Here is a 17649-nt window from a genome sequence, read left to right as displayed (position 1 = left end):
CGCCGTGCCGGCCACGGTGAGGACGGCCGCCGCGGCAGCGGCGAGCACGCGCACTCTCATTGGGTCCTCCAACAGGAACGAAGAGGGGGGAAGGGGGGTGAGGGGGAGGCCGCCGTCACGTCGGGACGCGGACCTCGACCAGGCTGCCGGAGGCGGCTCCGCAGGAGGCGCGGACGGCCAGGCGGGGCTGCAGCACGACCCGGCAGACGGGGGCGGCGGGGCCGAGCTCGATCCGGCGCAGCAGCAGCTCGGTCGCCATCCGGCCGACCTCGGCCTTGGGCGGCGAGACCGCGGTGAGCGGCACCTCCGACAGGTCGGCGACCTCGTCGTCATAGGCGACGACGGCGATGTCGTCGGGCACGGTCAGGCCGACCCGGCGCAGGTAGGGCAGCAGCGCGGTGGCCTCGCGGTCGCCGAGGCACACCACCGCGCGCACCTTCTCGGCGACCAGCGTGTTGGCGTAGGCCAGCATGTCGGGGCCGGTCCAGACGGGCTGCCTGGCCACGGCCTCCGGGATCTCCGGAAGCCCGAGGTCGGCGACGGCCTGGCGGTATCCCGCGAAGACCTGCTCGGAGCTGGCGGTGCCGATGCGGCCGAGGTAGCCGATCCTGCTGCGGCCGAGCCCGCTCAGGTGCTGCACCGCCGCGTAGCCGCCGCCGTGCACGTCGGTGCAGACGTAGGAGGTCGGGTCGGCCGGGCGGGGGTCGGCCGGGCGGCGTTCCACCAGCACGTACGGCACGGGCAGCCCGCGCAGGCGGGCCAGGTGGGCGTCGGGGTCGGCGGCGAGGTGCAGGTTGGGCACCAGCAGCAGACCGGCCACGCCGACGTCGACGAGCTGCTGGATCTGCCCGGCCTCGACGTCGGGGTCGTAGTTGGAGCAGGCCAGCACGAGCTGCACGCCGGCGGCGGTGGCCGCCCGCTCGATGCCCTGCACGACCTGCGGGAAGTAGTAGGTGTTCGACGGGACGAGCGCGCCGATGAGACGCGGCCTGGCCCCCGGGGTGACGGAGCTGGTCACGAAGGTGCCCGACCCCTGCCGGCGCCGGACGAGCCCCTCCTCGACCAGGAGGTCGACCGCGCGGCGCACGGTGTTGACCCCGACCGAGTAGGTCTGCGCCAGCTCGGACTCGGTCGGCAGCCGGCCGCCGACCGGCCAGCGGCCCTGCACGATCTCCTGCCGCAGGCGCGCCGCGAGGGTGCGGAATCGCCTTCCCCTGGGGAGGGAATTCATTCCTTCAGGTGGCTCCATAACGGGATTCTTCTCGCCATTCCAAAGTAATGTCAACCCTTAATTCACTCCGTTATTCGCGGCATATTAGGAATGAATTCCCTCCATTGGGGGTCACCAGCGGGCCGTGACGTCCTTGTCGCGGTCGTAGGCGGCGGCCCAGTAGTGGCCCGCGGCGGTCAGGCGGTGACCGGCGAAGCCCACCTCGCCGGTCGGCTGCTTCAGCGCCTCCGACGTCGCGGTGGCCCAGCCGTCGGCGCCCGCGGTCACCGTCACGTAGCGGCCGGCGGAGAAGGTGAACCGCCCGCGCACCGTGGCGGCCACCGGCTGCCCGCTCTCCTTGTCCACCACCCGCAGCCGTACGCGGGCCGCGCCGCCCTCCACCGTCACCGCCATCGACTGCACGACCATGGGCCGCAGGCCGCTCGCGCCGGTCGTCACGGTCACCGGGGCCGAGGGCGGGCCGCGGTGACCGGCCACGTCCACCGGCACGACCCGGTAGTGGTAGGTGGTGGCGGGCAGCAGGCCGGTGTCGGTGTGGGTGAGGCCGCGGGCCTTCCCGGCGAGCGTGCCGGGGCCCGGGGTGAAGCCCGCCTCGGTCGAGCGGTGCACCTCGTAGTGGGCGACCTCGGTGTCGTCGCGCGCCCGCCCGTACGTCAGGTCCACCGTGGCGTGGCCGAACGCCACGGCCCGCGGCGGCGAGGCCACGCCCGTGGGCGGCCCGGAGTCGGCGGGCGGCTCGGGCCACCTGGCCGATGGCCCCCAGACCGTGGGCAGCTCCCGGTAGGAGTCGTAGTGGTGCAGCGCGATCCCGGCGAAGGCCGGGCTGCCCCCGAACGCCTGGGAGACCTTGGCCAGCTCGGCCTCCAGCACGTCCCTGCCCTCCTCGCGGAAGGTGATGCCGGCGGGGTCGCCGCTGGTCGCGATGTCCAGCGTCTCCACGCCGACCACCACCGACAGCGGCTTGCCGATCCGCTCGGCGTAGGCCAGCTCGCCGGCCGCCTGCGCGATGATGCCGGCGCCGCCGTCCGCCTGGTCGCGGTAGTCCATGATCGCGATGTAGTCGCTGAGGTCCTGGACGTGCTCGGCCAAGGTGCGGGTGGTCCCGCCGTAGGTGATGCCGGTGCAGCAGGCGGAGGTGTCCAGCCAGCGCGGCACGGCCGGGCCGAACAGCAGCGGCTGCCCGGAGGCGTCCCGGCGGGCGATCATCGCGCGCAGCGTGTCCAGCCACTGGATCTGCACGTCGGGCTTGCCGCTGGTGAACCAGGGCAGGCTGTACGGCTCGATGTCGACGTTGATGCCGTCGAACCGCTCCGCCGGCTTGGCGGACAGGTTGTAGTCGAGCACCCGTTCCATCTCCCCGACGGCCCGCTCGCGGTAGCGGGACAGCGCCCCCAGGTACGGCGGCCGCGTCCCGCCGGCGACGGTGGCGTGCACCTTCATGCCCCGGCCGTGCGCCCAGGCCACCAGGTCACGCAGCCCGGGACGCGCGTCCTCGATCATGTCGCGCCCGGCGTAGGTGTCCACGCCCAGGTAGAGCGTCGACCCGGCGGGCAGGACGGTCTCCAGCAGGCGGCGCGATCCAGGGTTGAGCACCAGGTTGTAGGACGCCTTCTCCCAGATCCACATCGCCCGGTCCTGCCGGTGCGGCACCGGGGCCTGCCCGCGCGCCGCGCCGAGCGCCACATACGTGGTGGATGACCTGGACACGTGGCCGCGCGCGTCTACCGCCTCGGCCTCCAGGCTCGCCATCACGTCGCCGTACCTGGCCGGGTTCAGCAGCGTGACGTAGCGCCCCCGCGCGCCGGCGGCGGGCTGCCAGGGGCCGCCGTTGACGCGGACCCGGACCGAGCGCACGTCCGTGCCGGCCACGTCCACCCGGACCGGCGTGGGACGGGTGAGCCGGGCCCCGTCGGCGGGCTCGGCGATCGCCACGCGCGGGGCCCTGGCCTGCGGATTGTCCACGCGCAGGGTCAGCGGCGGCGACCAGGCGCCGTAGCGGGTGTCGGCGGCCGTGGCCTTGGCGTAGACCTCGATCTCGCCGTCCAGGGCGCGGGTGTCGAGGTCGTAGGACCAGGTTCCGCTGTCGTCGGCGTCCGGGTCGGTGACCTCGGCCCGGTCCACGCGCTCGCCGTCCACCACGACGGACACGTCGTAGGCGGTGGTGAAGCGGCCGGTCAGCCGGATCAGGCCGGGGGCCGGCTCGGCGGAGTCGATCACCACCGACGGCGGGTCCGCCGCGCTCGCCACGGCCGGTGCGGCCACTGTGAACGGGACGGCGAGCGCGAGCGCGCCCGCGATTCTCCATAGCCGTGAGGGCATGAAGCCACCTCCATAGGAATGAATTAACGCCGGAAACGGATATGTCCGGACATTGAATCCATGAGATGGCGAAACGATAGCCCCGAATTTCCAGAAGAAGAATGGCATGAATTCCGGCCGCCGAATCGCGGGCCCCTCGCCGACGCCGAAGGCGGGTGGGATCCCTCTGACGGGGGAGGAGGTTCGCGCGCGGTGGGGAGGGGCGGGCGCCGGGCGGTCCCTAGCGTTGCGGGCATGGTCGACTCTCATCACCCGCGGCGCTGGCCGGCGTACGGGCTTGCGGCGCTGATGCTCGGGTACGCGGCGGGCAAGGCCGCCTTCGCCGTCCAGGGCAGGCTCGGTTTCCCCGGCGGGCCGCCCGTGCCGGCGGCCGAGGCCGCGCGCTACCTCCTGGACCCGTCACTCGCGCAGGGGTTCGCGGCGGCCTCCGGGGTGCTGGGGGCCTGTGTCGCCGTGGCCACCGTCACCGCCGCGGGCCGCCGGCTGCCGCGGGCCGCGATGCTCGCCGTGCTGGCGGTGATGCTGGCGGCGCTCGGCGGAGGCGCGGGCATCATGATCCTCGACGGGTTCGTCGGCCTCGGCGTCGGCTGGCGCTGGTACCACGGGCTCATCGGGCTCGTCGTGGCCGGCCTGGCCGCCGGGACGGCCCGGTCCTACTGGACGGCCACCCGCCCCGCCCGCCCGAGCCCCGGCTCGGCCCGGTCAGCCCCGTGAGAAGGCCGCGACCAGTTTCTCCGTGGTCAGGATGGCGTGGGCGAAGGTGGGACCGTTGAGCTCGTGCGCGGCGTGCAACATCTCCGGCAGGTACGCGGCGGTCGCGTCGCGCACCAGCGTCACGTGGTAGCCCAGCTCCATGGCGAACCGCCCGGTGGACTCCACGCACGTGTTGGCCAGCACGCCCACGGCCACCACGTGCGTGACGCCGCGCTGCCGCAGCTGGAGGTCCAGGTCGGTGTTGGCGAACCCGCTCTGCGCCCAGTGCTCGGCGGCGACGACGTCGCCCTCCTCCGGCTGGAGGTCGGGATGGAACTCCCCGCCCCACGAGCCGCGGGCGAAGGTGTGCCGCTCCTGGATGCCGTGCTGCGTCGGGTTCGGATGGGCCCAGCCCTCGTAGTCGCCCGGCTGCCAGCGGCGGTGCGGGACGAACACCACCCGCACGCCGGCCGCGCGCGCCGCGGCGATCACCGCCCGCAGGTTGTCCAGCAGGCCGATCGCCTGCGCCACCGGCCCGAGCCGCGGCCACACCTTGCCGCCCTCGGAGATGAAGTCGTTGTACGGATCGACCAGCAGCACCGCGGTGCGGCGCGGGTCGTAGGACTCGGTCATGGCCGCCCTCCTCAGTTGCCGGTGGTCAGGACCATGCGGAAGCGGGCCTGCCCGGACATCATCCGCTGGTACGCCGTCGCGGCCTCCTCCAGCGGCACCTCCTCCGTCCAGGCGCGCACGCCGCTCCGCGCGGCGAACCTCATGGTGTCCTGGGTGTCCACGGCGATGCCGGAGGCGTGCCCGTAGACCCGGCGGGCGCCGCCGACGAGCTGCAGCGGAGTGACGGCGAGCGGGTCGGTGTCGATGCCGACGGTGATGAGCTCGCCGCGCCGGCCCAGCCCGTCGATCGTGCCGGACATCGCCGCCGAGCTGGTCACCGTCGCCAGCACCACCTTGGCCCCGCCCCGCGCCAGCAGCGCGTCGGCGGCCTGCTCGGCGGCGCCGTCGATGTAGTGGGCGGCGCCGAGCTCGCGGGCCAGCGGCTCCTTGTCGCTCCCGCGCGCGATGGCGACCGTGTCGAAGCCCATCCGCGCGGCGAACTGCACGCCCAGGTGGCCGAGGCCGCCCAGCCCGAGGATCGCGACGGTGTCGCCAGGCCGCGCCGAGCTGCGCCGCAGCGCGTTGAACACGGTCACGCCCGCGCAGGCCAGGGGCGCCGCCTGCACCGCGGTCAGCTCGTCGGGGATCGCGGCCAGCGCGACGGCCGGCGCCACGACCGAGTCGGCGAACCCGCCCGGGTAGGCGGCGCCCGGCACCTGGAGCTCGGGGCAGAGCACCCCGTCGCCCTCCCGGCAGGCGTCGCAGTGGCCGCAGCTCCCGCCGTACCAGCCGACCGCCACCCGGTCGCCCACGGACCAGCCCGCGACGCCGTCGCCGATCGCGTCGACGCGTCCGGCGATCTCGTGCCCCGGCGTGACGGGGAAGGCGGTGCCCGGGAGCGCGCCGCCGATGATCAGTGCGTCGGAGTGGCACACCCCGCACGCCTCGACGGTGATCCGCACCTGGCCGGGGCCCGGTTCGCGGGTCCGCGCCGGGGCCTGGGCCAGGGCGCCGCCGGGCTCGGCGACCTGGATGGAACGGTGCAGGGCAGAAGACGGCATGGCGTCTGCTCTTTCTTCGTACGGGACGCGGCGGCCTCACCGGGAGGCCCTCACAAGGCCACCTTTTCCACTTCCGCCTCGTTTACCCCACCGGCACGGCGAAGGCCCGGGACCTTGACGCGGGTCCCGGGCCTCAGGGGCCGCCGGTCAGCCCGCCGGGACGACCGGGACGCCGCCGAAGGTCACCACCAGGCGGCCGTCCGCGGCGAAGGACCAGTTCAGGGCGCCGCCGTAGGCCGAGCAGCGGGAGCCGTTCGAGCCGGACCAGAACTGGTTGGACGCGTCGGCCGAACCGACGATCTTGTCGTTGGCGCCGCTGCCGGAGCGGCACGAGGTGTTGTCGCGGAACACCGAGGTGCCGCCGTCGAAGGAGAAGTTGCGCTCGGCGTTGTCGACGGCGACGTTCCCGGTGATCGACATCGTGCCGAGGTTGCGGTTGTAGGTGAAGCCGTGCTTGCCGTTGCGGTAGGCGATGTTGCGCCGCACGACGTGGTCGACCTTGATGTCCTCGCCGCCCAGCTTGTAGCCGTTGCGGTCGCCGTTGCCGGCCTGGCTGCCGTCGCTCAGCGTGCCGTTGCCGTAGGCCAGGGAGTCCTCGACGGTGACCGGGCCGATCGGGCCGGTCTCGGTCTTGGTGTACAGGTCCCAGCCGTCGTCGATGTTGTTGCGGGACACCGCGTACCGGAAGACGTTGCCGGGGCCGACGGTCAGCTTGGCGGCGAAGCCGTCGGCGTCCTCGCCGTCGGAGTCGGCGTTGTCGTGCGAGACCGTGCTCAGGACGAGGTTGCCGGACGGCCACCGGCTCTGCGGCGTGTCGGAGGCGATCCGGGAGAGCTGCAGCCCGGTGTCGCGGTTGTACCGGGTCACCGACCGTTCGATGATGTTGCCGCTGCCGCCGACGAAGATGCCGTTGTCGCCGGCGCGTTCGACGGTGATGCCGTACAGGTGCCAGTACGAGCCGTTGACGGCGAGCCCGCGGTTGGCCGGGTCCTCGCTCTGGGCCGCGAAGTTCAGCACGGGCGTCTCGCCGGGGTAGGCCGACAACGTCTTGCGGGCCGCGGCGGTGCCGTCGTTGCCGGGGGCGATGGTGACCGTCTGGGTGAAGGCGTACGTGCCGCCGCGCAGGTAGATCGTGCCGCCCGCGGCGACGCGGGTGATGGCGGAGGTGAGCGTCGTCGGGTCGGACCGGGTGCCGGTCGCGCCGTCCCTGCCGGTCGGGGAGACGTACAGCGCGCCGGTCGGCGGCGGGACGGTCGGCGTGACAGTGGGCGTCACAGTGGGCGTCGAGGTGGGGCCGGTGGTCGGTCCGCCGCCGGCGGGCTTCAGGGTCCACTGCTTGGTGGCGGCCGAGTCGCAGGTCTCCTGCTGCACGGGCTTGCCCGCGCTGGTGGAGGCGTCGCGGACGCCGGCGCACTTCCCGCTGTGGGCGGCCTTGACCTGGAAGCCGCTCCCGGCGGCGGTGAGGGTGAAGACCTGCCCGGCGGCCTCGGCGCAGGCGTTCTGCGCGAGTTGCACGCCGTCGCCGGTGCTCTGCCCCGGCACGGTGGCGCACAGGCCGCTGCCGCCGTTGACCAGCGTGTAGTTCCCGCCGGCCGGGGCCGCCGAGGCGGGCGTGTTCAGCACGGCGACCAGGCCGCCGGCGGTGAGCAGGCCGGTGGTCAGCACGACCGCCAGTCTCGTCGCCAAGGGTTGGTTCTTACGCACGTCCAGCTCCGTTTCGAGGGAGGAGTGGAAGGGGGGTGCCGCGCGAGCCTTGCCAACCGGTTGCAGCAACAGTGGCTTCGTGTCGAGGAAAGGTCAAGATGTCCAGGTAAAACTGCAAACGCTTCGAGCGTTGTACCTGGTGGCGTGGCTATTTCTGCAACAACCGATTGCAGGAAACCCGCAAACGGGGGTCAGCGGGTGAGGGGCAGCGGGCCGCTCTCGGGGGTGAAGAGCTGCTCGTCGAGGTGGTCGACGGCGTAGTCGATCGCGCCCGCCACCACGCACTCGTCGCCCAGCGTGGACGCCCGCACCTCCGGCATGCGCATGCACCGCCGCTCCAGCCGTTCGCGCAGCGGCCCGAGCAGCACGTCCGCCGACCTGGAGAACCCGCCGCCCAGCACCACGACCTGCGGATCGAGGACGAGCACCATGGCGGCCGCGCCCACGGCCAGATCGTCGAGATAGCGCCCGACCGCCTCCAGCGCCACCGGGTCGCCGTTCCTGGCGGCGGCCAGCGTGTAGCCCGCCGCGTCCTCCGGCGGCGTGCCCTCGGGGACGGCCGCGCACGAGTTGAGGTGCTCGGGCGCGTCGAACCAGCGTGCCTCGGGCAGCATGGAGATCTCCCCGGCCGCCGCCCCGAACCCCCGGTGGACCCGGCCGCCGATGATCAGCCCGGCGCCCATGCGCCTGCCGACGTGCAGGAACACCACGTCCTTGGCGCCCTGGGCGACGCCGCGCCGGGTCTCGGCCATGGCGGCCAGGCGGCTGTCGTTCTCGATCAGCACCTGGCAGGGGAACATCTCCCGCATCCGGCCCGCCAGGTCGAGGTCGCGCCAGGACGGGACGGCGGCCGAGTAGATGACCCGCCCCTCGATGTCGATGATGCCGATGGTGCCGACGGCGATCGTCCACAGGTCGGACACCGCGACGCGGCCGAGCGACAGGCAGCCGGAGACGGCCCGCTCGATCGCGGCCAGCCGCTCCTCCAGCGGCGCGTCCGGCAGCACCGGCTGGCGGGTCTCGGCCAGGATCTCGCCGTCGAGGTCGGACAGGGCGGCGCGGATGTTGTGGCCGCCCACGTCGACGCCGACCAGGTAGCCGCTGTCGGCGCGGAAGCGGTAGCGGCGGGCCGGCCGGCCCATCGAGCCGGGGCTCGGCGGCACCTCCTCCACCCAGCCCAGGTCCATCAGTTCGCCGGCGACCTCCTTCATGGACGGCCGCGACAACCCCGTGCGCTCGGCCAGCGCCGACAGGGTGAGCGGGCCGGCCCGGCGCAGGGCCCGGATGGCGGTCAGCGAGTTGAGCTGTCGCAGCCGTGACAGGTCGCCGCCGCGTAGATCCGCCATCGCCGTCCTTAACGTAGGTCTCCTCTGTAAGCAGAGATTATGCCAGGGGCCAGCTCGACGGCGCACCACCCATGAACCCCTTCAAATTGGGCGTTGACCCTCCGAAACCGACGGTGCTACTAATGAAGCGCTCCTTCGTAAGTTGAGAGAGATGAGGTCTGATGTCATTCGTTGACGTCGGCGAGATCAGGTGCGACCAGGCCCGGACCCGGGTGTTCGAGCACGGCTGGCAGTCGTGGAGCCCCACCGGCGCCTACGGCCTCGGGGACCTTCCGCCCAGACCCGCCGACGAGACGATCCAGATCCTCTGCTACCGCCCCGAGACGCCCGTCCCCGACGGCGTCTTCCAGGGCGAGGGGCTGCTGGCCGTCGAGACCGGCGACGGCGCGGTCGAGCTGTGGAGCGCGCCCGGACCGCTCCAGGTGCCCTCCGTCCGGGCCCGCCGGGAGGGCGACCGTCTGGTCATCTCCGCCGACGGCCCGGTACGCCACCACCGCGTCGAGGGCGACCTCGGCCGGGCCCTGCGCGACTGGGCGGACGGCATGGCAGAACCCAGGACGTTCCCCGCCGTCCCCCCCATGTGGTGCACCTGGTACGGCTACTGGGACAAGGTCACCGACGCCGACGTCCTGGAGAACCTGGCGCTGGCCGACCGGCACGGCCTGACCGCCGACATGTTCCTCGTCGACGACGGCTACGAGGCCGGCATCGGCGACTGGCTGGACCCCAGGCCCGGCTTCGGCTCCCTCGCCCGCGCCCTGGACGCCGTCACCGGCTCCGGCCGCCGCGCCGGCATCTGGACCGCCCCCTTCCTGGTCGGCCACGACAGCCGCCTGTTCCACGAGCACCCCGACTGGCTGGTGGACGGCGCGTACGCGGGCCGCATGTGGAACCAGGACCTCGCCGTCCTCGACGTCACCCACCCCGGCGCGGCCGAGCACCTGGTCCACGTCTTCGCCGCCTTCGCCGCCATGGGCGTCACCCACTTCAAGCTCGACTACCTCTACGCCGGCGCCCTGGCCGGCCGCCGCCACGAGGACCTGGACCCGATCGCGGCCTACCGGCGCGGGCTGGAGCTCGTGCGGCGCGGCGCGGGCCCCGAGGCCACCCTGCACGGCTGCGGCGCGCCCATGCTGCCCAGCATCGGGCTGGTCGACATCATGCGGGTCAGCCCCGACATCGCGCCCACCCTGCACCCCCGGTCGGGCGACATCAGCCAGCCCTCCCAGCTCGGCGCCCGGCTGACCGGCGCGGCCCGCGAGTTCCTGCACGCCCGCTGGTGGGTCAACGACCCCGACTGCCTCATCGTGCGGCCCGAGGTGGAGGCCCGGCAGGAGTGGGCGGCGCACATCGAGGGCACCGGCGGCCTGCGCGGCTCCAGCGACCCGATCGCCGCCCTCGACGAGTGGGGGCTGGAGACCACCCGCCGCCTGCTGGTCCCCACCGCCACGGACCCGTCGTGATCACCGAGACGGTCCGGGCCGCCGCCAAGGAGGCTCCGCGGCGGCCGCCGCGCAGGCGCACCCGTGACTGGCACGCCTACCTGTTCGTCGGGCCCAGCCTGTTCGGGGTGGTGGCGTTCCTGCTGCTGCCGGTCGTCATCGTCCTGGTGCTCAGCTTCTTCGACTGGGAGCTGCTGTCGGAGCCCACGTTCGCCGGGCTGGACAACTACCGCCGGCTGGCCGCCGACGGCGAGAGCTGGCACGCGCTTGGCGTCACCCTCCTGTACGTCGTCCTGTGCATCCCGCTGCAGACCGTGCTGGCCCTGCTGCTGGCGCTGCTGCTGGACCGCAAGGTCAAGGCCCTGCGGCTGTACCGCTCGTTGTACCTGATCCCGTGGATGGCCACCCCGATCGTCCTCGGCCTGGTCTGGAACTGGATCTTCGACCCGCGCGACGGCGCGCTCAACAGCCTGCTCGGCCTGGCCGGCGTCACCGGCCCGGACTGGCTGTCCGACCCTGCCTGGGCGCTGCCCGCGATCGCGCTGGTCAACGTCTGGCAGCACACCGGCTACACCATGCTGTTCTTCCTGGCCGGCCTCCAGGGCATCCCCAAGGAGCTGTACGACGCCGCCGCCACCGACGGCGCCACCCCCGCCCAGCGGTTCTGGCGCATCACGCTGCCGCTGCTCAACCCCACGATGTTCTTCGTCATGGTGACCAACCTGATCGGCGCCTTCCAGGTGTTCGACACCGTCTACGTCATGACCAACGGCGGCCCCAGCCAGAGCACCGAGGTGCTCAACTTCCGCATCTACGAGACGGCGTTCAAGCAGTTCGACTTCGGCTACGCCTCGACCCTGTCGATGTTGCTGTTCGGGGTCATCCTGCTGGTGACGCTGGCGCAGGTCAGGTTCTTCGGCAAGCGCACCACCTACGACCTGAGCTGAGGCCCCCCATGATCAAGCGCACCCTGCTCCACGTCGTGCTCGCGGCCGGCGCGTTCGTCTCCGTCTTCCCGTACCTGCTGGTCGTGCTGACCGCGTTCAAGACGCAGTCGCAGCTCAGCTCCACCGAGCCGTGGCTGCCCGGCCTGCCGCCGACCACCGCCAACCTGACCCGGCTGCTGAGCGGCGACTTCCCCCGGTACGTGCTCAACACCCTGCTGATGACGGTCGCGCTCACCCTCGGGCAGCTCGTCTTCACCACCTTCGCCGCCTACGCCTTCGCGCGGCTGCGCTTCCGGGGCAGGGAGGCCCTGTTCTGGCTGTACGTCGCCACCATGATGGTGCCGGGCGCGGTCACGATGATCCCCCTGTTCCTCATCATGCGCGAGCTCGGCCTGGTCAACACCTGGTACGGCCTGCTCATCCCGTACGTGCTGGGCACCCCGTACGGCATCTTCCTGATGCGCCAGTTCTTCAAGTCCCTGCCCGCCGGGCTGGAGGAGGCCGCCCGGATCGACGGGGCCGGGGCGATGACCGTCCTGCTGCGCATCCTGCTGCCGCTGTGCCGCCCGGCGCTCGGCACCCTGACGATCATCACCGTGATCTCGTCGTGGAACAGCTTCATCTGGCCGCTGATCATCACCAGCGGCGACGAGACCAGGGTGATGACGGTGGCGCTCGCCACCCTCAAGGTCGGCATCGGCGTCGACTACAACCTGATGATGGCCGGCGGGCTGATCGCGCTCGTGCCGATGGTGGCCGTCTTCGTCTTCTTCCAAAGGCACATCGTCCGGTCGGTGGTCCTCACCGGCCTCAAGTAGCACACGAACAAGAGGTCAGCGAATGTTGCAATCCCCCCCGATTCGCTGGGCCGGGGCGCTGCTCTGCGCCGCCACGCTCATCCTGTCCGGCTGCGGGTCGGGCTCCGGAGACTCCGGCAAGGTCACGCTCACCTACCGGCTCTGGGACGACCAGCAGAAGGTCGGCTACGAGAAGGTGATGGCCGCCTTCGAGAAGGCCAACCCGGGCATCGACGTCAAGATAGAACTGCTGCCCTACGACCAGTACTGGACCAAGCTCACCGCCGACGCCGTCGCCGGGACCGCGCCGGACGTCTTCTGGATGAGCCCCACCCAGTTCCCCGAGTTCGTCACCAAGGGCGTGCTGGCGCCCGTCCAGGTGGACGGCTCCAAGTACCACCAGACCGTGGTCGGCTCGTTCACCTACCAGGGCAAGCTGTACGGCGTGCCGAAGGACTGGGGGATCGTCGGCCTGCTCTACAACAAGGACCTGTTCGCCAAGGCCGGCGTGACCATGCCGGACAAGCTCACCTGGGCGGCCGACGGCTCCGGCACCCTGCTCGACACCGCCCGCAAGCTCACCGTGGACGAGGCCGGCAAGCACCCCGGCGAGCCCGGCTTCGACCCCGCCAAGGTCACCACGTACGGCTTCGCCTCCTGGAACCACTACCAGACGCAGTGGATGAACTGGGTCAGCTCCAACGGCGGCAAGCTGCTGGACAAGCCCTTCGGCAGCTACACCTTCAACGACGCCGCCTCCGTCCAGGGGCTGCAGTTCGGCGTGGACCTGGTCAACAAGCACCACGTCTCGCCGCCGGCCACCCAGACCAACCCGCCCACCGGCAAGGTCACCGACATGTTCAAGGCCGGGAAGGTCGCCATGTTCCCGGCGAACAACGCGCTGCTGCCGTTCGTCGCGCCGGAGGCCAACTTCGAGATCGGCGTCGCCGCCATGCCCGAGGGCCCGCAGGGCCGTTCGGTGAACCTCAACGGCCTGTCCGAGGCCGTCTCCGCCAAGAGCGCCCACCCGGCCGAGGCGATGAAGCTGGCCACCTGGCTCGGCACCGAGGAGCCGCAGAAGATGATGGCCGACGGCGGCTACGTCTTCCCCGCGCTCAACGGCCTGGCGCAGGGCTACGTCGACTACTGGAAGTCCAAGAAGCTCGACGTCTCGCCGTTCCAGGAGGAGTCGGAGGGCCAGACCTTCCCGCTGCCGGTCACCACCGGCTTCACCGGCTTCGAGAACAAGCTCAACCAGATCCTCAACGAGATGTACCTCGGCAAGCTCACCCCCCAGCAGGCCGCCGACCAGGCCGTGGCCGCCGGCAACGCCTCCATCGAGTAGGAGCTCCATTGATCACCCGGCGATCGTTGTTCGCCGGGGGCGCGAGCCTGGGCCTCGCCGCCGCACTGGGTGCCTCACCCGTGCGCGCGGCGGCCCGGCGTGCCCCCCTGTCCGACCCGTTCCAGCTGGGCGTCGCCTCCGGCGAGCCCACGCCGGACGGCGTCGTCCTCTGGACCCGGCTCGCCATGGACCCGGTCGCGCTCGACGGGCTCGGCGGCATGCCGGACCGCGTCGTGCCGGTGCACTGGCAGCTCGCCTCCGACGAGAACTTCCGCCACGTCGTGCGCCAGGGCGTCGAGCAGGCCCGCCGCGAGTCGGCCCACAGCGTGCACGTCGAGCTGGACGGCCTGCGCCCGGGCGCGGAGTACTTCTACCGCTTCCGCGCCGAGGGCGAGATCAGCGAGGTCGGCCGCACCCTGACCGCCCCCGCTCCCGGCGCCCGCTCCCGCCCCCTGAACCTGTCGTTCACCTCCTGCGCCGACTACCAGACCGGCTGGTTCACCCCCTACCGCCGGATGGCCGAGGACCACCCCGACCTCATCGCCTTCCTCGGCGACTACATCTACGAGTACGGCGACTACAAGTACCCCGTCCGCGACCAGGCCGGCGGCGAATGCCTCGACCTGGCCGGATACCGGCTGCGGCACGCCCAGCACAAGGCCGACCCCGAGTCGCGGCTGGCCCACGCGATCGCCCCCTGGGTGGTCGTGTGGGACGACCACGACATCGAGAACGCCTGGGCCGGCGACGTGCCCGAGCAGCCCGACCCGCCCTTCCTCGCCCGCCGGGCCGCGGCCTTCCAGGCGTACTACGAGAACATGCCGCTGCGCCGCGCCCAGCGCCCCGACGGCCCGGCCCTGCGGCTCTACCGCACGATCCGCTGGGGCGCGGTCGCCAACCTGCACATGCTCGACACCCGCCAGTACCGCGACCTGTACGCCTGCACCGGCAGGAGCGGCACGGTCGGCGCCGACTGCGCCGAGCGGCTGGCGCCCAACCGCACGATGCTCGGCGGCGAGCAGGAGTCCTGGCTCGACGGGCAGCTCAAGGGCTCCCAGGCCACCTGGGACCTGCTCGGCCAGCAGGTCTTCCTCATGGAGATGGACTGGACCAACGGCGAGGGCAAGGGCTACTCCAACGAGGGCTGGGACGGCTACGTCGCCTCCCGCAACCGGCTGACCGCCGCCATCGACGACCACCGGCGCAACGCGGTCGTCCTCACCGGCGACGTGCACTCCCACTGGGCCGGGGAGGTCAAGCGCGACTTCCAGGACCCCGAGTCGAAGTCCGTCGCCGTCGAGCTGGTCACCACGTCCGTCACCAGCGCCGGCAACGGCCTCGACGAGTACCCCAACACCCAGACGCTGCTCGCCGAGAACCCGCACGTGAAGTTCTTCAACGGCCGCCGCGGCTACGTCCGCGCCAAGCTCACCCAGCAGGAGATGAAGGTCGACTTCCGCTCGCTGTCCCGGGTGACCGAGCCGTACGCGCCCGCCTACACCTCCGGCTCGTTCGTCGTCGAGCCGGGCGACCCGAGCCTCCACCCAGCCTGACGGGATCCCCATGCGCACGATCACGGCCGCCGTCGCGGCGGCCCTCCTCACCCTGCCCTTCGCGCCCTTACCCGGTTCCGTGGCGACCGCGGCGGCCGTCGCGGCGCCCCCGATGGGCTGGAGCAGCCGCTCCCTGGGCTGCTCGGTCTCCGAGGCGGCCGTCCGCCAGGCCGCCGGCGCCCTCGCCCCGCTCGCGCCGCTCGGCTACCGGTACGTCGTGCTCGACGACTGCTGGCTGGCCGCCCAGCGCAGCGGCGGCGCCCTGGCCCCCGACCCGGCCCGCTTCCCGGGCGGCGTCAAGGCGCTGGCCGACGAGCTGCACGCCAAGGGCCTCAAGCTCGGCCTGAGCCTGTCGGCCGGCACCAAGGCGTGCTCCGGCGGCGGCCCCGGCTCCTACAGGCAGGAGGCCGCCGACGCCGCCCAGCTCAGGGCCTGGGGCGCCGACTACGTCAAGTACGACTGGTGCAACGTCCCCACGGCCGACTTCCCCGGCCAGAACGTGCAGCAGATCGCCCAGACCCTCTACCCGCGCATGCGCCAGGCCCTCGGCGACGGCGTGGTGTTCGCCATGAACAACGAGGACGGCAGCACCGTGCCCTGGTTGTGGGGCAAGGACGCCGGCGCCACCACCTGGCGGACGAACGTCTACAACAAGCCCATCCCCGACAGCTACCCGAGCATGGTGGACATCTGGGAGACCAACCAGCTCAGAGCCGAGTACGCCGGGCCGGGCAGCTTGGCCGACCCCGACCTGATCCAGGCCGGGCGCGGCGGGATGACCGAGACCGAGTACCGCGCCCAGTTCACGTTGTGGGCCATGGGGGCCGCGCCGCTCGTCCTGCAGGCCGACCCGGCCAAGGCGCCGGCGGCCGTCGTCGCCAACCCCAAGGTGATCGCGGTGGACCAGGACCGGCTGGGCGCGCACGGCCGGCTCGTCGCCTCCGACGGCTGGTACCACGTCCTGGCCAAGCCCCTGGACGGCGGCGACCGGGCGATCGCGCTGTTCAACGAGAGCGACCGGGCGGCGGTCATCTCCACCCGGCTCGGCGCGGGCTCCCGCCACCGGGTCGAGGAGCTGTGGTCCGGCGCGGTCAGCTCGACAAAAGACGTGCTGTCGGCGCAGGTCCCGGCGCACGCGGCGGTGCTCTACCGGGTCTCGGAGAGCCGGGAGCAGGCGCCGCCGCTGGTCACCTTCGAGGCGGACCCGCCGCGCTTCCTCGGCGAGGACCGGCCCTCGGTGCTGGAACCCGGCGTGCCCGGCGAGCTGGTCACCCGCGTCACGAACACCGGGGCCACCGCCCCGCTGCGGGACGTCGAGGTCAAGGCGTCCGCGCCGGACGGCTGGCGCGCCGAGGCCCGCACGCCGGCCAGGACCGCCCGGCTCGGCGCCGCCGAGACGTTCACCGTGACCTGGACGGTCACCCCGCCCGCGGACGCCGCGCCCGGCACCTACGAGGTCGCCTTCACCCAGGGCGACCGGCGCGCCGTCGCCGTCGTCATCGTGGCCAGGGCGCCGGGCACGGGCCGCACCTACCTGAGCGACCTGGCCTGGACCAGGGCCACGAACTACTTCGGCCCGGTCGAGAAGGACACCAGCAACGGCGAGCGGGCCGCCGGCGACGGCCGTCCGATCACCGTCGAGGGCGTCCGGTACGCCAAGGGCCTGGGCACGCACGCCCCCGCCGACATCGAGTTCCACACCGCCGGCCGGTGCACGACGGTCGAGTTCCAGGCCGGCATCGACGACGAGGTCGGCCAGGCCGGCTCGGCCGACTTCGAGGTGTGGGCCGACGGCAGCCGGGTCGCGCACTCCGGCGTGCTGACCGGCGCCATGCCCGCCAGGAAGGTCACGGCGTCCGTCGCGGGCGCCCGGTTCGTCCGGCTGGTCGCGACCAACGGCGGCGACAACGCCACCTCCGACCACGCCGACTTCGCCGACGCCACCGTCACCTGTCAGTGAGGAGATGCACTTGAAGATCGTTCCCAGGCCCGTCAGCCACGGGACCAGGCGCGGGAGGTTCGTCCTCGACGGGCGCACGGCGCTCACCGCCGACCCGGCGCTCGCCGGGGTGGCCGCCTGGCTGCGCGCCGAGCTCAGCCAGGTCACCGGAGGTGAGCTGCTGCCCGGCACGCCGGGCCCGGGGACGATCACCCTGGGGCTGGGCGACGACCTCGGCCCGGAGGCGTACCGGCTGAGCGTGGGCGACGACGGCGTCGCCATCGACGCGGGCGGGCCCGCCGGGGCCTTCTACGGCGCGCAGACCTTCCGCCAGCTCCTGCCCGCCGCCGCCTACCGCCGGTCGCCGGCCGCCGAACCCCTGGTCGCGCCGGGCGTGCACATCGAGGACGAGCCGCGCTTCGGCTGGCGCGGCTGCCTCCTGGACGTCGCCCGGCATTTCATGACCAAGCACGACCTGCTGCGGTTCATCGACCTGATGGCCCTGCACAAGCTGAACGTCCTGCACCTGCACCTGACCGACGACCAGGGCTGGCGCGTCGAGATCCGGCGGTACCCCCGCCTGACCGAGGTCGGCGCGTGGCGGCGGGAGAGCCAGACCGGCTGGAACGGCGCCATGTCCCATTTCGTCACCGCGCTGTC

The 17649-nt window shown here is 72.6% G+C and carries 14 protein-coding genes; 8 read left to right on the top strand and 6 right to left on the bottom strand.

Annotation, left to right across the window (positions count from 1 at the left end):
- Positions 1-115: 115 nt before the first annotated feature.
- Together ACWCSD_RS28080 and ACWCSD_RS28075 are read right to left on the bottom strand one after the other, a co-directional pair.
- Positions 116-1231, bottom strand: a complete 1116-nt coding sequence (locus ACWCSD_RS28080) for a GntR family transcriptional regulator (RefSeq protein WP_358293382.1) — start codon at positions 1229-1231, stop codon at positions 116-118.
- Between the two features lie 111 nt (positions 1232-1342).
- Positions 1343-3550, bottom strand: a complete 2208-nt coding sequence (locus ACWCSD_RS28075; protein WP_449919194.1) for a hypothetical protein — start codon at positions 3548-3550, stop codon at positions 1343-1345.
- Positions 3551-3784: 234 nt separating this feature from the next.
- On the opposite strand from ACWCSD_RS28075, the gene ACWCSD_RS28070 reads away from it, so the two are divergent.
- Positions 3785-4264, top strand: a complete 480-nt coding sequence (locus ACWCSD_RS28070) for a hypothetical protein (RefSeq protein WP_449919191.1) — start codon at positions 3785-3787, stop codon at positions 4262-4264.
- Here the strand turns inward: ACWCSD_RS28070 and ACWCSD_RS28065 are convergent.
- From ACWCSD_RS28065 to ACWCSD_RS28050, 4 genes are all read right to left on the bottom strand, one after another.
- Positions 4253-4876 (bottom strand): cysteine hydrolase, encoded by a 624-nt coding sequence (locus ACWCSD_RS28065; RefSeq protein WP_397164086.1) that lies wholly within the window; start codon positions 4874-4876, stop codon positions 4253-4255. The genes ACWCSD_RS28070 and ACWCSD_RS28065 overlap by 12 nt on opposite strands.
- 11 nt (positions 4877-4887) lie before the next feature.
- Positions 4888-5916 carry an alcohol dehydrogenase catalytic domain-containing protein gene (locus ACWCSD_RS28060; protein ID WP_449919188.1) on the bottom strand — a complete coding sequence of 343 codons (1029 nt, stop codon included), beginning with the start codon at positions 5914-5916 and terminating at the stop codon, positions 4888-4890.
- Between the two features lie 147 nt (positions 5917-6063).
- Positions 6064-7602: an RICIN domain-containing protein gene (locus ACWCSD_RS28055; RefSeq protein ID WP_449919185.1), complete on the bottom strand. Its 1539-nt coding sequence runs from the start codon at positions 7600-7602 to the stop codon at positions 6064-6066.
- Between the two features lie 209 nt (positions 7603-7811).
- On the bottom strand, positions 7812-8966 hold the full coding sequence (locus ACWCSD_RS28050) for an ROK family transcriptional regulator (protein WP_387670058.1): 1155 nt from the start codon (positions 8964-8966) through the stop codon (positions 7812-7814).
- A 161-nt stretch (positions 8967-9127) separates the two neighbouring features.
- On the opposite strand from ACWCSD_RS28050, the gene ACWCSD_RS28045 reads away from it, so the two are divergent.
- From ACWCSD_RS28045 to ACWCSD_RS28015, 7 genes are all read left to right on the top strand, one after another.
- Positions 9128-10429 (top strand): glycoside hydrolase family 36 protein, encoded by a 1302-nt coding sequence (locus tag ACWCSD_RS28045; RefSeq protein ID WP_358293372.1) that lies wholly within the window; start codon positions 9128-9130, stop codon positions 10427-10429.
- The gene (locus ACWCSD_RS28040) at positions 10426-11355 is read left to right on the top strand and encodes a carbohydrate ABC transporter permease (protein ID WP_449919181.1); all 930 of its coding nucleotides are present in this window, start codon (positions 10426-10428) and stop codon (positions 11353-11355) included. The genes ACWCSD_RS28045 and ACWCSD_RS28040 overlap by 4 nt, the downstream gene beginning before the upstream one ends.
- Before the next feature lie 8 nt (positions 11356-11363).
- Positions 11364-12173 (top strand): carbohydrate ABC transporter permease, encoded by an 810-nt coding sequence (locus ACWCSD_RS28035; protein ID WP_449919178.1) that lies wholly within the window; start codon positions 11364-11366, stop codon positions 12171-12173.
- 22 nt (positions 12174-12195) lie between these two features.
- Complete coding sequence (locus ACWCSD_RS28030) at positions 12196-13497, top strand: ABC transporter substrate-binding protein (protein WP_449919176.1); 1302 nt, start codon at positions 12196-12198, stop codon at positions 13495-13497.
- A gap of 8 nt (positions 13498-13505) precedes the next feature.
- Complete coding sequence (locus ACWCSD_RS28025) at positions 13506-15050, top strand: alkaline phosphatase D family protein (RefSeq protein WP_397164098.1); 1545 nt, start codon at positions 13506-13508, stop codon at positions 15048-15050.
- A 10-nt stretch (positions 15051-15060) separates the two neighbouring features.
- Positions 15061-17010, top strand: a complete 1950-nt coding sequence (locus ACWCSD_RS28020) for an NPCBM/NEW2 domain-containing protein (protein WP_449919172.1) — start codon at positions 15061-15063, stop codon at positions 17008-17010.
- Positions 17011-17020: 10 nt separating this feature from the next.
- Positions 17021-17649, top strand: a 629-nt coding sequence (locus tag ACWCSD_RS28015; RefSeq protein ID WP_449919170.1) for a family 20 glycosylhydrolase, incomplete at its 3' end; no start/stop codon positions are given.

Source organism: Nonomuraea sp. NPDC001684 (assembly GCF_053596515.1).
This window is presented reverse-complemented; position numbering and strand designations above follow the sequence as displayed.

Coding starts and splice junctions, on each gene's coding strand:
- ACWCSD_RS28080 (WP_358293382.1), bottom strand. CDS start 1,231: ATGAATTCCCTCCCCAGGGGAAGGCGATTCCGCACCCTCGCGGCGCGC.
- ACWCSD_RS28075 (WP_449919194.1), bottom strand. CDS start 3,550: ATGCCCTCACGGCTATGGAGAATCGCGGGCGCGCTCGCGCTCGCCGTC.
- ACWCSD_RS28070 (WP_449919191.1), top strand. CDS start 3,785: ATGGTCGACTCTCATCACCCGCGGCGCTGGCCGGCGTACGGGCTTGCG.
- ACWCSD_RS28065 (WP_397164086.1), bottom strand. CDS start 4,876: ATGACCGAGTCCTACGACCCGCGCCGCACCGCGGTGCTGCTGGTCGAT.
- ACWCSD_RS28060 (WP_449919188.1), bottom strand. CDS start 5,916: ATGCCGTCTTCTGCCCTGCACCGTTCCATCCAGGTCGCCGAGCCCGGC.
- ACWCSD_RS28050 (WP_387670058.1), bottom strand. CDS start 8,966: ATGGCGGATCTACGCGGCGGCGACCTGTCACGGCTGCGACAGCTCAAC.
- ACWCSD_RS28045 (WP_358293372.1), top strand. CDS start 9,128: ATGTCATTCGTTGACGTCGGCGAGATCAGGTGCGACCAGGCCCGGACC.
- ACWCSD_RS28035 (WP_449919178.1), top strand. CDS start 11,364: ATGATCAAGCGCACCCTGCTCCACGTCGTGCTCGCGGCCGGCGCGTTC.
- ACWCSD_RS28030 (WP_449919176.1), top strand. CDS start 12,196: ATGTTGCAATCCCCCCCGATTCGCTGGGCCGGGGCGCTGCTCTGCGCC.
- ACWCSD_RS28020 (WP_449919172.1), top strand. CDS start 15,061: ATGCGCACGATCACGGCCGCCGTCGCGGCGGCCCTCCTCACCCTGCCC.